Origin of the sequence: Pseudomonas persica (assembly GCF_900291015.1) — a bacterium.
Classification (GTDB): domain Bacteria; phylum Pseudomonadota; class Gammaproteobacteria; order Pseudomonadales; family Pseudomonadaceae; genus Aquipseudomonas.
The window spans coordinates 1-16117 of sequence record NZ_OLKL01000052.1; the positions used below are offsets into that span (position 1 = coordinate 1).

Here is a 16117-nt window from a genome sequence, read left to right on the forward strand (position 1 = left end):
GCTGCGAACAGTCAGAAGCGAGTTATGACCCTCCTCCTCCCTTCAAGTCCTACCATACAAGCGGGTTTACCCGCGAACGAGGGCGCAGCCCTCGCCTTGTTGCCCACCACCCTACCCCGGCTTATCCTCCTCCCCTAGCCCACATGCATCAGGACCGAGCCCATGATCCACAGCGCGCAGCACGCCGCCTCCTACTACGCCGCCAGCAGCGCGCCACACCATGACCATTCCTTCCTGCAAGGTGAACACAGCGCCGACGTGTGCATCGTCGGCGGCGGTTACTCAGGCCTGAACACCGCCATCGAACTGGCCGAACGCGGCTTCTCGGTCATCCTGCTGGAAGCGCGCAAACTCGGTTGGGGCGCCAGCGGCCGCAATGGTGGGCAACTGATCCGTGGCGTCGGCCACGGCCTGGAACAATTCCTCCCGGTGATCGGCGAGGACGGCGTGCGCAGCATGAAGCTGATGGGCCTGGAGGCAGTGCAGATCGTCCGCGAGCGGGTCGAAAAGCATGCCATCGCTTGCGATCTGACCTGGGGCTACTGCGACCTGGCCAACAAACCCACCGAGCTGCTGAGCTTCGCCGAAGACGCCGAAGAACTGCGCAGCCTCGGCTACCCGCATGAGCTCCGGCTGGTCGGCAAGGACGATATCCACAGCGTCGTGGGTGCCGACTGCTATGTAGGGGGGTTGGTCGACATGGGCTCCGGGCACCTGCACCCGCTCAACCTGGCCCTGGGTGAAGCGGCCGTAGCCGCCCGCCTGGGCGTGAAGCTGTTCGAGCAGTCCGAGGTCACCCGCATCGACTACGGCCCGGAGCTGCAGGTGCACACCGCCCAGGGCCGGGTGCGCGCCAAGACCCTGGTGCTGTGCTGCAACGCCTACCACAACGACCTCAACCGCGAGCTGGGCGGCAAGGTATTGCCGGCCGGCAGCTACATCATCGCCACCGAGCCGCTGGGCGAAGAGCGCGCTCGCTCGCTGCTGCCGCAGAACATGGCGGTATGCGACCAGCGCGTGGCACTGGACTACTACCGCCTGTCCGCCGACAACCGCTTGCTGTTCGGCGGTGCCTGCCATTACTCGGGCCGCGACCCGAAGGACATTGCCGCCTACATGCGGCCGAAAATGCTCAAGGTGTTCCCGCAACTGGCCGACGTAAACATCGACTACCAGTGGGGCGGCATGATCGGCATCGGCGCCAACCGCCTGCCGCAGGTTGGCCGCCTGGCCAGCCAGCCGAACGTGTATTACGCCCAGGCTTACTCCGGCCATGGGCTCAACGCCACCCACCTGGCTGCACGCCTGCTCGGCGAAGCCATCAGCGGCCAGGAAAGCGGGCGGTTCGACCTGTTCGCCAAGGTGCCGCACATCACCTTCCCCGGTGGTCAGCACCTGCGCTCGCCGCTGCTGGCGTTGGGGATGCTGTGGCATCGCCTGAAAGAGCTGATCTAAGAAACTGCGCCGCCCCTGTGGGAGCGGGTTCACCCGCGAACACCGGCGAAGCCGGTGCCATCCACCGAGTTGCCTGCTTCGCGGGTAAACCCGCTCCCACAGAGACCGTACAAACTTCAAGTCCGCTGCGAGCGTCAGTCTTTCCAGAAGGGCTTACGCCCCTCGGTCCGGGCCTGCTCCCAGCTCAGCCCGATATCGCGCAACTCGTCATCGGTCAACTGCAGCAGCGCCCTGCGGGTATGCCAGCGATGCAGCATCAGCCCCCAACGCCCCAACCCTTCCGGCGCGTTGAACACCTTGGCTTGCTGCCCGGCTTCCATTTCCTTGGCCAACAGTTGCAAGCGCACATCGCTCATGCCACCCATCACCGCATCCTCTCTTTCAGTTGATACCGTGGAGATAGCATGCGCGTCGGCAGCACCGGCAATACAGATCCAATACAGCCTTATTATTCCCATACAGAATTGGCCGCCGGCCGACTGAATGCTGTATTTTCAGCGAAACTGTACCGATCACTATGCCAGTGCAGCGCAGGAGTATGCCGTGACCCTCTACCTGAACCTCGCCGAACTGCTCGGTGCCCGTATCGAACAGGGCCTCTACCGCCCCGGCCAGCGCCTGCCTTCGGTGCGCGCCCTGAGCGTGGAGCACGGGGTCAGCCTGAGCACCGTGCAGCAGGCCTACCGCATGCTGGAGGACAGCGGCATGGTCTCGCCCCGGCCCAAGTCCGGCTACTTCGTCAGCGACCACCGCCAACTGCCGGCACTGCCCGCTGTCAGCCGCCCGGCCCAACGCCCGGTGGACATCTCGCAGTGGGAACAAGTGCTGGAACTGATACGCAGCACCCCGCACCAGGATGTGGTGCAACTCGGCCGTGGCATGCCCGACATCGACAGCCCTACCCTCAAGCCGCTGCTGCGCAGCCTCGCCCAGCTGAGCCGACGGCAGGACATGCCCGGCCTGTACTACGACAATATCCACGGCAACCTGGCCCTGCGCGAACAGGTGGCCCGGCTGATGCTGGACTCCGGCTGCCGCCTGGGCCCGGCGGACCTGGTGATAACCACCGGCTGCCATGAGGCGCTGTCATGCAGCATCCGTGCGGTGTGCGAGCCGGGCGATATCGTCGCGGTCGATTCCCCCAGCTTCCACGGCGCCATGCAGACCCTCAAGGGCCTGGGCATGAAAGCCCTGGAAATCCCCACCGACCCGGTCACTGGCATCAGCCTGGAGGCGCTGGAACTGGCCTTGGAGCAGTGGCCGATCAAGCTCATCCAGATCACCCCCAGCTGCAACAACCCGCTCGGCTACATCATGCCCGAGGCCCGCAAGAAGGCCCTGCTGAGCCTGGCCCAGCGCTACGACGTGGCCATCCTGGAAGATGATGTGTACGGCGACCTGGCCTACACCTACCCGCGCCCGCGCACCCTCAAATCATTCGACGACGATGGCCGCGTGCTGCTCTGCAGCTCGTTCTCCAAGACCCTCGCCCCCGGCCTGCGGATAGGCTGGGTGGCGCCCGGGCGTTACCTGGAGCGAGTGCTGCACATGAAGTACATCAGCACCGGCAGCACCGCCAGCCAGCCGCAGTTGGCCATTGCCGACTTCATCGCCGGCGGGCACTACCAGCCCCACGTGCGGCGCATGCGCAGCCAGTACCAGCGTAGCCGCGACCTGATGAGTGACTGGGTGACCCGCTACTTCCCGGCGGGCACCCGGGTCAGCCGGCCCCAGGGTGGCTTCATGCTGTGGGTGGAATTACCCGACCATTTCGACACGCTGCGCCTGAACCGGGCTTTACTGGAACAGCACGTGCAGGTTGCCGTGGGCAGCATCTTCTCGGCCTCGGGCAAGTTCCGCCACTGCCTGCGCATGAACTTCGCCGCGCGGCCGACGCCGCAGATCGAAGCCGCCGTGCGCAAGGTTGGTGAAACCGCCCTTCGTCTACTGGATGAAGAAAGCGCCGGCGCGTAACTTTGCGCCGCTCGCCACGGTCCAACCCTTTAAGCCTTTGCTGCACAGGACGATCCACCCTTGAGACTCCAGCGAGCCCTGCCTCTGCTGCTGGTGCTACTGCTCGGCCTTGCCGGCTGTGCCAGCATCGGCACGCCCCGCGAAACCAGCCAGGCGCTGCCCGCCAACGACTCGGCCTTCGGCCGCTCGGTTCTGCGCCAGGCCGCGCCCTACGGCGGCCGCTCGGGTTTTCGCCTGCTGCCCAACAGCAACGAGGCGTTCCGCGCCCGTGCCGAACTGATCCGCAACGCCCAGGTGAGCATCGACCTGCAGTACTACATCGTCCACGATGGCCTCAGCACCCGGGCCCTGGTGCATGAGCTGCTGCGTGCCGCCGACCGTGGTGTGCGTGTACGCATCCTGCTTGACGACACCACCAGCGACGGTCTGGACGTCATCATGGGCACCCTCGATGCCCACCCGAACATCCAGATTCGCGTGTTCAACCCGCTGCACCTGGGCCGCAGCACCGGCGTGACGCGCGCCGTGGGTCGCCTGTTCAACCTGTCGCGCCAGCACCGGCGCATGCACAACAAGCTGTTCCTGGTGGACAACAGCATGGCCATCGTCGGCGGGCGCAACCTGGGCGATGAGTATTTCGATGCCGAACCCAACCTCAACTTCACCGACATCGACTTGCTGGGCGTAGGCCCGGTGGCCGAACAGCTCGGCCACAGTTTCGACCAGTACTGGAACAGCGCCCTGAGCCGGCCGATCACCGACTTCCTCTGGCGTGACCCGGATGCCGACGACCTGCGTGCCAGCCGTCACCGCCTGGAAGTATCGCTGGCCGAGGCCAGGATCCAGCGCAAAGCCCTGTATGACCGCTTGATGGCCTACCAGTCGCAGCCGCGCCTGGATGTGTGGCGCAACGAGCTGATCTGGGCCCATGCCCAGGCACTGTGGGATGCGCCGAGTAAAGTGCTGGCCGATGACGAACCGGACCCGCAACTGCTGCTGACCCAGCAACTGGCGCCTGACTTGAGCAAGGTGCAACACGAGCTGATCCTGGTGTCGGCGTACTTCGTACCCGGCGAATCCGGCCTGCTGTACCTGACCCACAGCGCCGACGCGGGCATCTCGGTCAAGCTGCTGACCAACTCGCTGGAAGCCACCGACGTGCCGGCCGTGCATGGCGGCTATGCGCCGTATCGGCGGGCGCTGCTGGAGCATGGCGTGCAGTTGTACGAGCTGCGCCGCCAACCCGGCGACCCCAGCGCCCGGCACCGGGTGAGTTTCCATGGCAGCTCGGACTCGAGCCTGCACAGCAAGGCGATCGTGTTCGACCGGCGCAAAACCTTCATCGGCTCGTTCAACTTCGACCCGCGTTCGGTGTTGTGGAATACCGAGGTCGGGGTGCTGGTGGATAGCCCGGAGCTGGCCGAGTACACCCGCGCGCTGGCGGTACAGGGGATGGCACCGGCCTTGAGCTACCAGCCGACGCTGGTGGGGAACCAGATGGTGTGGGTGACCGAGGAAAACGGCAGGCGGCGCCTGCTGACATCCGAACCGGGCGGGATGTGGCGGCGGTTCAATGCCTGGATCAGCAAGGCGGTGGGCTTGGAGAAGATGTTGTAGCTGATGACCTCATCGCCGGCAAGCCCGCTCCCACAGGGACTGCACAGCATTCAAGGCCTATGGAGAACCTGTGGGAGCTGGCTTGCCGGCGATGGGCGGCAAAGCGCCCCCAAAATCCATCAGGCAGAAGCCGGCTCAAAGGCCCCGCGCCGCCGGGTCAACACCACCAACCCCGCTGCCCCGGCCGCCATCAGCAACAGCAACGCATGCCCGCTGATCCACTGGCTCCCCGCCCCCGCCAACAACGGCCCTAGCAGGCAGCCAATGCCCCACAGCTGCGCCACATGGGCATTGGCCCGCACCAGCTCATCATCGCGGTAGCGCTCGCCGATCAGCACCAGTGACAAGGTAAACAGGCCACCGGCACTGGCCCCGAACAACACCCACAACGGCCAGATCAACGGCGTATGCAGCAGCAGCGGAATTGCCAGGCTGGAAACCAGCAGCGTCACCGCACAACCCGTGAACAGCGCACGGCGCGACATACGGTCAGCCAGCGCGCCAATGGGCAACTGCAGCACTGCATCGCCGACCACCACGGTACTGACCATGAACAGGGCGATTTCGGTGCTGAAGCCTTGCTGCAGGCAATACACCGGCAGCAACGTCAGGATCATCGCCTCGAACGAGGCGAACAGGGCAATGGCCCAGGCGATAACCGGCAAACGCCGACAGAAGGCGAACAGGTCACCGAAGGTGACGCTGCAGGCTTCGGTGCTCGGTGCACCGCCACGCCCCAACAGCACCAGCGGCGCGAGCAGCAACAGGCCGGTCGCGGCCCAGAAGCCGAAGTCGTCATCGGAACCGAGGAAGCCCAGCACCAGCGGCCCGGCCAGCTGGCTCAAGGCGTAGCTGCTGCCATACAGCGCCACCAGGCGACCGCGCCACTGCTCGACCACCAGTTGGTTGATCCAGCTTTCGCCAAGGATGAACACCACCGTCAGCGACATGCCGATCATCAACCGCAGCAGCAGCCACAATGGGTAGCTGGGCAGCAGTGCAACCAGGCCGATCGACAACGCCCCGCCCCACAAGCATATGCGCATGGCCGAGGGCACGCCGACCCAGCCGGCCAGGCGGCTGGCCAGGCTGGCACCGGCCAACACACCCAGCGCCGGCATCGCCGCCATCACGCCGATGGCGAAGCTGCCGTAGCCCCAGCCTTCCAGGCGCAGGGACACCAGCGGCATGCTCACGCCGAGTGCCAGCCCGACACTGAGCACCGATGCCAGTACGGCGAAGTAGCTACCCCAACGCATTGCAGCCTCCCAGGCCAAGAATTTTCCGTGGCCCATTCGCGGGTAAACCCGCTGCCACAGGTACTGCACCGCATTTAAAGGCAGTGAAGTCCCTGTGGGAGCGGGTTCGCCGGGGCGCCGAACCGCCGCGAATGGGCCGCAACGCGGCCCCCTGGGATTACAGCTTGATCCAGGTCGCCTTCAGCTCGGTGTATTTCTCCAGCGCATGCAGCGACTTGTCACGGCCGTTGCCCGACTGTTTGAAGCCACCGAACGGCGCGGTCATGTCGCCGCCGTCGTACTGGTTGACCCAGACGCTGCCAGCGCGCACCGCGCGGGCGGTCTTGTGGGCCTTGGAGATGTCCGAGGTCCAGATGCCAGCGGCCAGGCCATACGGCGTGTCGTTGGCAATGGCGACGGCTTCTTCAGCGGTGTCGAAGGCGATCACCGACAGCACCGGGCCAAAGATTTCTTCCTGGGCGATCTTCATGGCGTTGGTCACGCCGTCGAAGATGGTCGGCTCGACATAGGTGCCACCGGTTTCTTCCAGGGTGCGCTTGCCGCCGGCCAGCAGCTTGGCGCCGTCCTTGTGGCCAGCCTCGATGTACGACAGCACGGTATTCATCTGCTGGGTGTCGACCAGGGCACCGACAGTGGTCTGTGGGTCCAGCGGGTTGCCTGGCTTCCAGCCCTTCAGGGCCTCGACCACCATCGGCAGGAACTTGTCCTTGATCGAACGCTCGACCAGCAGGCGCGAACCTGCGGTGCACACTTCGCCCTGGTTGAAGGCGATGGCGCTGGCGGCAGCTTCGGCGGCAGCCTGCAGGTCTGGGGCGTCGGCGAAGACGATGTTCGGGCTCTTGCCGCCGGCTTCCAGCCAGATGCGCTTCATGTTCGATTCGCCCGCGTAAACCATCAGCTGCTTGGCGATCTTGGTCGAACCGGTGAACACCAGGGTGTCGACATCCATGTGCAGGGCCAGGGCCTTGCCCACGGTGTGACCATAGCCTGGCAGCACGTTCAGCACGCCAGCCGGGATACCGGCTTCGATGGCCAGCTGGGCGATGCGAATGGCAGTCAGCGGCGACTTTTCGGACGGCTTGAGCACTACCGAGTTACCGGTGGCCAGGGCCGGGCCGAGCTTCCAGCAGGCCATCAGCAGCGGGAAGTTCCACGGTACGATGGCACCGACCACACCCACCGCTTCGCGGGTGACCAGGCCGAGCTGGTCATGCGGGGTCGGGGCGACTTCGTCGTAGACCTTGTCGATGGCTTCGGCAGTCCAGTGGATGGCATTGGCAGCGCCCGGGACGTCGATGCTGGAGGAGTCGCCGATCGGCTTGCCCATGTCCAGGGTTTCCAGCAATGCCAGCTCTTCGACGTTCTTGCGCAGCAGGTCGGCGAAGCGGATCAGCTTGGCCTTGCGCTTGGCCGGGGCCAGCTGCGACCACACGCCGGAGTTGAAGGTGGCACGGGCGTTTTCCACTGCGCGGTTGGCATCAGCCAGGTCGCAGCTGGCAACCTTGGCCAGGAAGCGTCCGTCGACCGGGCTCAGGCACTCGAAGGTTTCACCGGATGCGGCATCGGTGTATTCGCCGTTGATGAAGGCACGGCCTTCGATCTTCAGTTGCTGGGCACGTTGTTCCCAGTCCGCACGAGTCAGGGTGGTCATACGAAACTCCTCCTCTTGTTTAGGTGCAACGCCGCACTGAGGACTCACAGGCGTTGTCAGAATTCTGGCCGGGCGACGAGCGCACACTGGCAAGCGATACCCTAAACCAGCCCGGGCAAACTATCAATATATTTGACACTTAAGGCTCAAAAGCCTACTGATGTGCATTTTATTAAACAACAACAGGAGCCGCACCATGAGCATCGACAGCATCATCGACTTCGCACAGGTCATCACCGAGGCCGAACGCTACCGCCCGGCGGCGGAAAAAATCCTCAAGGGCGAGCCCGACCAGGCGGTCTACAACCATTATTCCAGCCCGTGCGGGCAGTTTGCCGCAGGCGTGTGGGAAGGTGAGGTGGGGCAGTGGACGGTGAACTACACCGAGCACGAGTACTGCGAGATCGTCCAGGGCGTTTCGGTGCTGCGCGACCAGGACGGTGGGGCCAAGACTTTGCGTGCCGGTGACCGGTTTGTCATTCCGGCGGGGTTCAAGGGCACCTGGGAGGTGCTGGAGCCGTGCCGCAAGATTTATGTGATGTTCGAGCAGAAGTGATCTGAGGCTGTGCCGGCCTCTTCGCGGGTAAACCCGCTCCCACAAGGATTTCACCTCCCTCAAGGCTTGTGATGTACCTGTGGGAGCGGGTTTACCCGCGAAGAGGCCAGCACAGGCATAAAAAAACCCGCATCCTTTCGGAGGCGGGTTTTTTCAGGTCGCCGATCAATTACTTGATCTTGGCTTCCTTGTACACCACGTGCTTGCGAACAACCGGATCGTATTTCTTGATCTCGATTTTGTCCGGAGTGGTGCGCTTGTTCTTGTCGGTGGTGTAGAAGTGGCCAGTGCCAGCACTCGAAACCAGACGGATCAATTCACGCATGACGTTCTCCTTAGAACTTTTCGCCGCGAGCACGCAGCTCGGCCAGCACTACGTCGATACCACGCTTGTCAATGACGCGCATGCCTTTGGCAGATACGCGCAGACGCACGAAACGCTTCTCGGATTCAACCCAGAAACGGTGGTGCTGCAGGTTCGGCAGGAAACGACGACGGGTTTTGTTGTTTGCGTGGGAAATGTTGTTCCCGGTTACTGGACCCTTACCAGTAACTTGACAGACTCTCGACATGACTCAGCCCTCTAAAACCACATGCCCAACCCGGCATGGGTTGGCCGCTTAATCTCTCAGTCTTTGGCGCCTGGGCGCCGTGATTCTGGAGGTCTTACCGACCGGATACGCTGACGCGACAGGCCGAGCCCCTAGAAAAGAGCGCTGCTTTATACCAGAAAGACTTGGCCACAACAACAGAAGATACATTTCCGGCGCCGGCCAAGCGCGCCGGGCCAGCATAGCGGCAGGCCCCGCCAGCCGTCGACCGCTCGTCGCCAGTTTTGTGAAAAAGGGTGTGGTCATTTCCCCACGGGGGCACTAGGGTAGGCTTTTTCCAGACTGCACTGGCAGATGGGCCACTGACAGCCAAGGAGCCACCATGCGTGCCGCCGCCCTTTCCTTATTGTTCACCTCCCTGTTCGCCGCCGGCGTTGCCCAGGCCGCCCCGCTGAGTGTCTGCAGCGAGGCCAGCCCCGAAGGCTTCGACGTGGTGCAGTACAACTCGCTGACCACCACCAACGCCACCGCCGATGTACTGATGAACCGCTTGGTGGAGTTCGATGCGGCGCAAGGCAAGGTGGTGCCGAGCCTGGCGGCCAGCTGGACGGTATCGGCCGACGGGCTGATCTACGACTTCACCCTGCGCCATGACGTGAAATTCCACACCACCGCCTACTTCAAGCCGACCCGCGAGCTGAACGCCGACGATGTGCTGTTCAGCTTCCAGCGCATGCTCTACCCCGCCCATGCCTGGCACAAGACCGCACCGGGCGGCTACCCGCATGCCCAGTCGCTGCAACTGGGCAGCCTGATCAAGGCGATCGAGGCGCCGGCGCCGAACAGCGTGCGCTTCACCCTCAGCCACCCGGATGCCACGTTCCTGGCCACCCTGAGCATGGGCTTCGCCTCGATCTACTCCGCCGAATATGCCGACAAACTGCTCAAGGCCGGCACGCCGGAGAAACTCAACAGCCAGCCGGTCGGCACCGGGCCGTTCGTGTTCCAACGGTTCCAGAAGGACGCCGTGGTGCGCTACCGCGCCAACCCTGACTACTTCGCCGGCAAACCGGCGGTCGACCCACTGATCTTCGCCATCACCACCGATGCCAACGTGCGCCTGCAGAAGCTCAAGCGCGGCGAGTGCCAGGTGGCCCTGTCGCCGAAACCGCTGGACATCACCGAAGCTGGCAAGGACGGCAACCTCAAGGTGACCACCGCCCCGGCCTTCATGACCGCCTTCGTCGCCATCAACAGCCAGCACCCACCGCTGGACAAGCCGGAAGTGCGCCAGGCCATCAACCTGGCCTTCGACAAGCAGGCCTACCTGAAGGCCGTGTTCGAAGACTCCGCGGTGGCAGCCAACGGCCCCTACCCGCCCAACACCTGGAGCTACGCCAAGGACCTGCCAGGCTACCCGCGGGACCTGAAGAAAGCCAAGGCGTTGCTGACCAAGGCTGGCCTGGCCGAGGGCTTCAGCACCACGATCTGGACCCGCCCCTCGGGCAGCCTGCTCAACCCCAACCCCAGCCTCGGTGCGCAGATGCTGCAGGCGGATCTGGCCAAGGTTGGTATCAAGGCAGAAATCCGCGTGATCGAGTGGGGCGAGCTGATCCGCCGCGCCAAGGCGGGCGAGCATGACCTGCTGTTCATGGGCTGGGCGGGTGACAACGGCGACCCGGACAACTTCCTCAGCCCGCAGTTTTCCTGTGCGGCGGTGCAGTCGGGGACCAACTTTGCACGCTTCTGCGACAGCCGCCTGGACCAGCTGATCAGCGCCGGGCGCACCACCAACGACCAGAGCGTGCGCAGCCGGCTGTACCAGCAGGCGCAGACACTGATCCAGCAGCAGGCGCTGTGGGTGCCGCTGGCGCACCCGACGGCGGCTACCTTGCTGCGTCAAGGGGTCGAGGGATACGAGGTGAGCCCGTTCGGGCGGCTGGATTTCAGCAAGGTGTCAGTCAACAAGTAAGCCTGCACCGGCCTCTTCGCGGGTAAACCCGCTCCCACAGGGACCGCGCCAACATTCAACATGGCGCTATCCCTGTGGGAGCGGGTTTACCCGCGAAAGGGCCGGTACTGGCAGCACAAAGCTCCAGTTTTTCCTCAGGCCACAATCCACCCATGCTCGACCATCGACAGCGGCTCCCCGTCACCAATGATGATGTGATCCAGCACCCGCACATCGATCAACGCCAGCCCCCGCTTCAACGACAGGGTCAGATGCACATCGTCCTGGCTGGGTTCACTGTTACCTGAAGGATGGTTGTGGCACAGGATCAAAGCCGCCGCGTTATGTATCAACGCCCGGCGCACAACTTCTCGTGGATATACACTCGCCCGGTCTATCGTGCCCCTGAACAGAATCTCGAATGCCAATGGCCGGTGCTTGGTGTCCAGAAACAGGCAACCAAATACCTCATTGGCCTCATGCCGCAGCATGGACTTCAGATAACGCCGCACTGCCACGGGCCCTTCGAGAACCGCTGCCCGCTCGATGTTCTCATCCAGATAGCGCCGGCCAATTTCCAGTAGCGCCTGCAACTGTGCGTACTTCACGACCCCTATGCCCGGCTCGCGCAGCACCGCCTCGCGATCAGCTTCCAGAAACTGCCTCAGCCCGCCAAAACGCACCAGCAGCCCCCGCGCAAGGTCCAACACATTGCGCCCGGCAACTCCCGAGCCCAGCAGCACCGCAAGCAACTCGGCATCCGACAGTACTGCCGCCCCCCGCTGCAGCAACTTCTCCCTCGGCCGCTCTTCAGCCGGCCAATCCCTGATATTCATGCCTGCCCCTTTACCCTTGCTGCGGCCCATTTCGGCCCTGTGTTAATCTATTTCGCCTCGTACATGCGACGTTCTGCCGCAGGCATTCCCAAAACGTCGTTGCCCGCTCTCACTGGAAAAAGGCAAGCCTATGCAGCGGCTGTATCGCAAGCGCATCGTTCTCGGCGTGGGTGGCGGCATTGCCGCCTACAAAAGCGCCGAACTGATTCGCCGACTCCTGGAGCACGGCGCGCAGGTGCGCGTCGTCATGACCCGTGGTGGTGCCGAGTTCATCACCCCGCTGACCCTGCAGGCGCTGTCGGGCCACCCGGTGCACATGGACCTGCTCGACCCTGCCGCCGAAGCGGCCATGGGCCATATCGAACTGGCCAAGTGGGCCGACCTGGTACTGATCGCCCCGGCCACCGCCGACCTCATGGCGCGCATGGCCCAAGGCATGGCCGATGACCTGCTGACCACCCTGGTACTGGCTACCGACGCCACCGTCGCCGTGGCCCCGGCCATGAACCAGGCCATGTGGCGCGACCCGGCCACCCAGGCCAACCTCGAGCTGCTCAAGAGCCGTGGCATCCAGGTGTTCGGCCCGGCGTCCGGCAGCCAGGCCTGTGGCGACGTCGGCCTGGGCCGCATGCTCGAAGCCACCGACCTGGCCTGGTGTGCCGCGGAAAGCTTCAAGCGCCAGGCACTGACCGGCAAGCACGTGCTGATCACCGCCGGCCCGACCCAGGAAAACATCGACCCGGTGCGCTACATCACCAATCATAGCTCCGGCAAGATGGGCTTCGCCCTGGCCGAAGCGGCCGCCGAAGCCGGGGCTCGGGTCACCCTCGTCACCGGCCCGGTGCACCTGCCGACCCCCGACCGGGTCAGCCGTATCGACGTGGTCAGCGCGCGGGACATGCTCGCGGCCTGTGAAGCAGCCATGCCGTGCGACCTGTTCATTGCCTCGGCGGCGGTCGCGGACTACCGCCCGGAAGTCGTTGCCACGCAAAAACTCAAGAAAGATCCTACGACCGGCGACGGCATGCTGCTGCAGATGGTGCGCAATCCCGATATCCTTGCCACCATCGCTGGCCGCGCCGACCGCCCGTTCAGCGTCGGCTTCGCCGCCGAAACCGAACACTTGCTCGATTACGCCACGCGCAAGCTCAAGGACAAGAACCTCGACCTGATCGTCGCCAATGATGTGGCCAACCCCAGCATCGGCTTCAACAGCGAAGAAAACGCCTTGACCGTGATCGACCGCCAGCAGCACCAGACCCTCTTCGCGCAGACCAGCAAGGGCAAGATCGCCCGGCAACTGGTCGCCTTCATCGCCGAACGGCTCAACCAGGTTCAATAAGTTCCATGCACGCTCTTCAAGCCAAGATCCTCGACCCACGCCTGGGCACCGAATTCCCCCTGCCGCAGTACGCCACGCCCGGCTCCGCCGGCCTGGACCTGCGCGCCCTGCTCAAGGAGGACACCGTCCTCGAGCCAGGCCAGACCCTGCTGATCCCCACCGGCCTGTCGATCTACATCGGCGACCCGGGCCTGGCGGCGCTGATCCTGCCGCGCTCGGGCCTGGGCCATAAGCACGGCATCGTGCTGGGCAACCTGGTCGGGCTGATCGACTCGGACTACCAGGGCGAGTTGATGGTGTCGTGCTGGAACCGTGGCAACACCCCGTTCACCATCGCCGTTGGCGAGCGCATCGCCCAGCTGGTGCTGGTACCGGTGGTACAGGCCCATTTCGACATCGTCGAAGCGTTCGATGAAAGCCAGCGCGGCGCTGGCGGCTTCGGCCATTCCGGCAGCCACTGAGCCGGGAAATGACCGTTCAGGCCAAGGATGGCGAACTCTCTGGCGAAACCACCGTCCAAGCGTTCAGTTTGCGCCTGCCCAGAAAGCCTTTGACTAATGGAGCTTCCAGAGATGAACGACATGGCCTACCTGGTACCCGCCGCACTGCCAGACAGCATTTTCCGCGCGTATGACATTCGCGGCGTGGTCGGCAAAACCCTTCACGCCGAAACCGCCTACTGGATCGGCCGCGCCATCGGCGCGCAGAGCCTCGCCCAGGGCGAACCGCAGGTTTCGGTCGGCCGCGATGGCCGCCTGTCCGGTCCAATGCTGGTCGAACAGCTGATCAAGGGCCTGGTCGATTCCGGCTGCCAGGTCAGTGACGTCGGCCTGGTGCCCACCCCAGCCCTGTACTACGCGGCCAACGTGCTGGCCGGCAAGTCCGGGGTGATGCTGACCGGCAGCCACAACCCGTCGGACTACAACGGCTTCAAGATCGTCATCGCCGGTGACACCCTGGCCAACGAGCAGATCCAGGCCCTGCTGGCCCGCCTGAAAACCAACAACCTGAGCCGCGCCGATGGCCGCGTGGAAAAGGTCGAGATCCTTGACCGCTACTTCCAGCAGATCGTCGCCGACGTGAAGCTGGCCAAGAAGCTCAAGGTAGTGGTGGACTGCGGCAACGGTGCCGCTGGCGTGGTCGCGCCGCAACTGATCGAAGCCTTGGGCTGCGAAGTGATCCCGCTATTCTGCGAGGTCGACGGCAACTTCCCCAACCACCACCCGGACCCGGGCAAGCCGGAAAACCTCGAAGACCTGATCGCCAAGGTCAAGGAAACCGGCGCCGACATCGGCCTGGCCTTCGACGGTGACGGCGACCGCGTCGGCGTGGTGACCAACACCGGCAGCATCGTCTACCCCGACCGCCTGCTGATGCTGTTTGCCCAGGACGTGCTGTCGCGCAACCCGGGCGCCGAGATCATCTTCGACGTCAAATGCACCCGCCGCCTGACCCCGCTGATCGAGCAGCACGGTGGCCGCGCGCTGATGTGGAAGACTGGTCACTCGCTGATCAAGAAGAAGATGAAACAGACCGGCTCGCTGCTGGCCGGCGAGATGAGCGGTCACATCTTCATCAAGGAACGCTGGTACGGTTTCGACGACGGCATCTACAGCGCCGCGCGCCTGCTGGAGATCCTCAGCAAAGCCGGGCAGAGCGCCGAAAACCTGTTTGCCGCCTTCCCGAACGATATTTCCACGCCGGAAATCAATATTGATGTGACCGACGAGGGTAAATTCAGCATCATTGATGCACTGCAACGCGACGCCGACTGGGGCGAAGCCAACCTGACCACCATCGACGGTGTGCGGGTGGATTACCCCCACGGCTGGGGCCTGGTTCGCGCCTCCAACACCACCCCGGTGCTGGTGCTGCGCTTCGAGGCCGACAGCGACGCCGAATTGCAACGTATCAAGGATGTTTTCCGTACCCAGTTGCTGCGGGTTGAGCCTGAGCTGCAACTGCCGTTCTGACCGACTATCTGTTCCTTACAGGAGCCCTGCATGACCCTCGATCGCGATGCCGCTTCCCATGTAGCCGAAGTTTTGTCCGAAGCACTGCCTTACATCCGCCGCTTTGTCGGCAAGACCCTGGTGATCAAGTACGGCGGCAACGCGATGGAGAGCGAGGAGCTCAAGACCGGCTTCGCCCGTGACATCGTGCTGATGAAGGCTGTGGGTATCAACCCGGTGGTGGTCCACGGTGGTGGCCCGCAGATCGGCGATCTGCTCAAGCGCCTGTCGATCGAAAGCCACTTCATCGACGGCATGCGCGTCACCGACTCGGCGACCATGGACGTGGTGGAGATGGTGCTGGGTGGCCAGGTCAACAAGGACATCGTCAACCTGATCAACCGCCACGGCGGCAGCGCCATCGGCCTGACCGGCAAGGACGCGGAGCTGATCCGTGCCCGCAAGCTGACCGTCAGCCGCCAGACGCCCGAGATGACCACGCCGGAAATCATCGACATCGGCCATGTGGGCGAAGTGGTGAGCGTGAACACCGACCTGCTGAACATGCTGGTCAAGGGCGACTTCATCCCGGTGATCGCGCCGATCGGCGTGGGTGCCAACGGCGAGTCGTACAACATCAACGCCGACCTGGTGGCGGGCAAGGTAGCCGAGGCGCTCAAGGCCGAGAAGCTGATGCTGCTGACCAACATCGCCGGCCTGATGGACAAGCAGGGCGAGGTGCTGACCGGCCTGACCACCGAGCAGGTCAACGAACTGATCGCCGACGGCACCATCTACGGCGGCATGCTGCCGAAGATCAAGTGCGCGCTGGATGCGGTGCAAGGCGGTGTGAACAGCTCGCACATCATCGACGGCCGCGTGCCGAATGCGGTGCTGCTGGAGATCTTCACCGACAGCGGCGTGGGTACCCTGATTACCAACCGCAAGCCGCGCTGATCGATCGGTTAGCCTG

The 16117-nt window shown here is 64.0% G+C and carries 14 protein-coding genes and 1 pseudogene; 9 read left to right on the plus strand and 6 right to left on the minus strand.

The window, feature by feature from the left end; genetic code table 11:
* Positions 1-162: 162 nt before the first annotated feature.
* A complete protein-coding gene (locus FQ664_RS25505; protein ID WP_144175766.1) occupies positions 163-1455 on the plus strand; it encodes an NAD(P)/FAD-dependent oxidoreductase in 1293 nt (430 codons plus the stop codon).
* A 134-nt stretch (positions 1456-1589) separates the two neighbouring features.
* Here the strand turns inward: FQ664_RS25505 and FQ664_RS25510 are convergent, their stop codons facing one another.
* On the minus strand, positions 1590-1820 hold the full coding sequence (locus FQ664_RS25510; RefSeq protein WP_144175768.1) for a DUF1127 domain-containing protein: 231 nt from the start codon (positions 1818-1820) through the stop codon (positions 1590-1592).
* Positions 1821-1998: 178 nt separating this feature from the next.
* Here FQ664_RS25510 and FQ664_RS25515 point away from each other — a divergent pair, with 178 nt between their 5' ends.
* Both FQ664_RS25515 and FQ664_RS25520 read left to right on the plus strand, forming a co-directional pair.
* Positions 1999-3429, plus strand: a complete 1431-nt coding sequence (locus tag FQ664_RS25515; protein WP_178091055.1) for an aminotransferase-like domain-containing protein — start codon at positions 1999-2001, stop codon at positions 3427-3429.
* 60 nt (positions 3430-3489) lie between these two features.
* Entirely contained in the window at positions 3490-5046 is a 1557-nt protein-coding gene (locus tag FQ664_RS25520) for a phospholipase D family protein (RefSeq protein WP_144175774.1), read from the plus strand.
* Positions 5047-5165: 119 nt separating this feature from the next.
* Here FQ664_RS25520 and FQ664_RS25525 read toward each other — a convergent pair whose 3' ends face one another.
* The gene (locus FQ664_RS25525; protein WP_144175775.1) at positions 5166-6305 is read right to left on the minus strand and encodes an MFS transporter; all 1140 of its coding nucleotides are present in this window, start codon (positions 6303-6305) and stop codon (positions 5166-5168) included.
* 157 nt (positions 6306-6462) lie between these two features.
* A complete protein-coding gene (locus FQ664_RS25530; protein ID WP_013974786.1) occupies positions 6463-7956 on the minus strand; it encodes an aldehyde dehydrogenase in 1494 nt (497 codons plus the stop codon).
* A 196-nt stretch (positions 7957-8152) separates the two neighbouring features.
* On the opposite strand from FQ664_RS25530, the gene FQ664_RS25535 reads away from it, so the two are divergent.
* Positions 8153-8512: a cupin domain-containing protein gene (locus tag FQ664_RS25535; protein ID WP_003258971.1), complete on the plus strand. Its 360-nt coding sequence runs from the start codon at positions 8153-8155 to the stop codon at positions 8510-8512.
* Positions 8513-8681: 169 nt separating this feature from the next.
* Here the strand turns inward: FQ664_RS25535 and rpmG are convergent, their stop codons facing one another.
* Together rpmG and rpmB are read right to left on the minus strand one after the other, a co-directional pair.
* A complete protein-coding gene (gene rpmG / locus FQ664_RS25540; RefSeq protein WP_003253507.1) occupies positions 8682-8837 on the minus strand; it encodes a 50S ribosomal protein L33 in 156 nt (51 codons plus the stop codon).
* A gap of 10 nt (positions 8838-8847) precedes the next feature.
* A complete protein-coding gene (gene rpmB, locus FQ664_RS25545) occupies positions 8848-9084 on the minus strand; it encodes a 50S ribosomal protein L28 (protein ID WP_003258972.1) in 237 nt (78 codons plus the stop codon).
* 361 nt (positions 9085-9445) lie between these two features.
* On the opposite strand from rpmB, the gene FQ664_RS25550 reads away from it, so the two are divergent.
* Positions 9446-11035 carry an ABC transporter substrate-binding protein gene (locus tag FQ664_RS25550; protein WP_144175776.1) on the plus strand — a complete coding sequence of 530 codons (1590 nt, stop codon included), beginning with the start codon at positions 9446-9448 and terminating at the stop codon, positions 11033-11035.
* A gap of 134 nt (positions 11036-11169) precedes the next feature.
* On the opposite strand, the gene radC is transcribed toward FQ664_RS25550, so the two are convergent.
* The gene (gene radC, locus FQ664_RS25555; protein WP_144175778.1) at positions 11170-11850 is read right to left on the minus strand and encodes a RadC family protein; all 681 of its coding nucleotides are present in this window, start codon (positions 11848-11850) and stop codon (positions 11170-11172) included.
* A gap of 130 nt (positions 11851-11980) precedes the next feature.
* Here radC and coaBC point away from each other — a divergent pair, with 130 nt between their 5' ends.
* The 4 genes and pseudogenes from coaBC (at position 11981) to argB (ending at position 16101) form a co-directional block, all read left to right on the plus strand.
* Positions 11981-13192, plus strand: a complete 1212-nt coding sequence (gene coaBC, locus FQ664_RS25560) for a bifunctional phosphopantothenoylcysteine decarboxylase/phosphopantothenate--cysteine ligase CoaBC (RefSeq protein ID WP_003253409.1) — start codon at positions 11981-11983, stop codon at positions 13190-13192.
* 5 nt (positions 13193-13197) lie between these two features.
* Positions 13198-13653, plus strand: a complete 456-nt coding sequence (gene dut / locus FQ664_RS25565) for a dUTP diphosphatase (protein ID WP_144175779.1) — start codon at positions 13198-13200, stop codon at positions 13651-13653.
* 144 nt (positions 13654-13797) lie between these two features.
* A pseudogene (locus tag FQ664_RS25570) lies at positions 13798-15165 on the plus strand (phosphomannomutase/phosphoglucomutase); the annotation flags it as partial.
* Between the two features lie 30 nt (positions 15166-15195).
* Positions 15196-16101, plus strand: coding sequence for an acetylglutamate kinase (gene argB / locus FQ664_RS25575; protein ID WP_085621522.1), 906 nt, complete (start codon positions 15196-15198; stop codon positions 16099-16101).
* Positions 16102-16117: the final 16 nt, after the last annotated feature.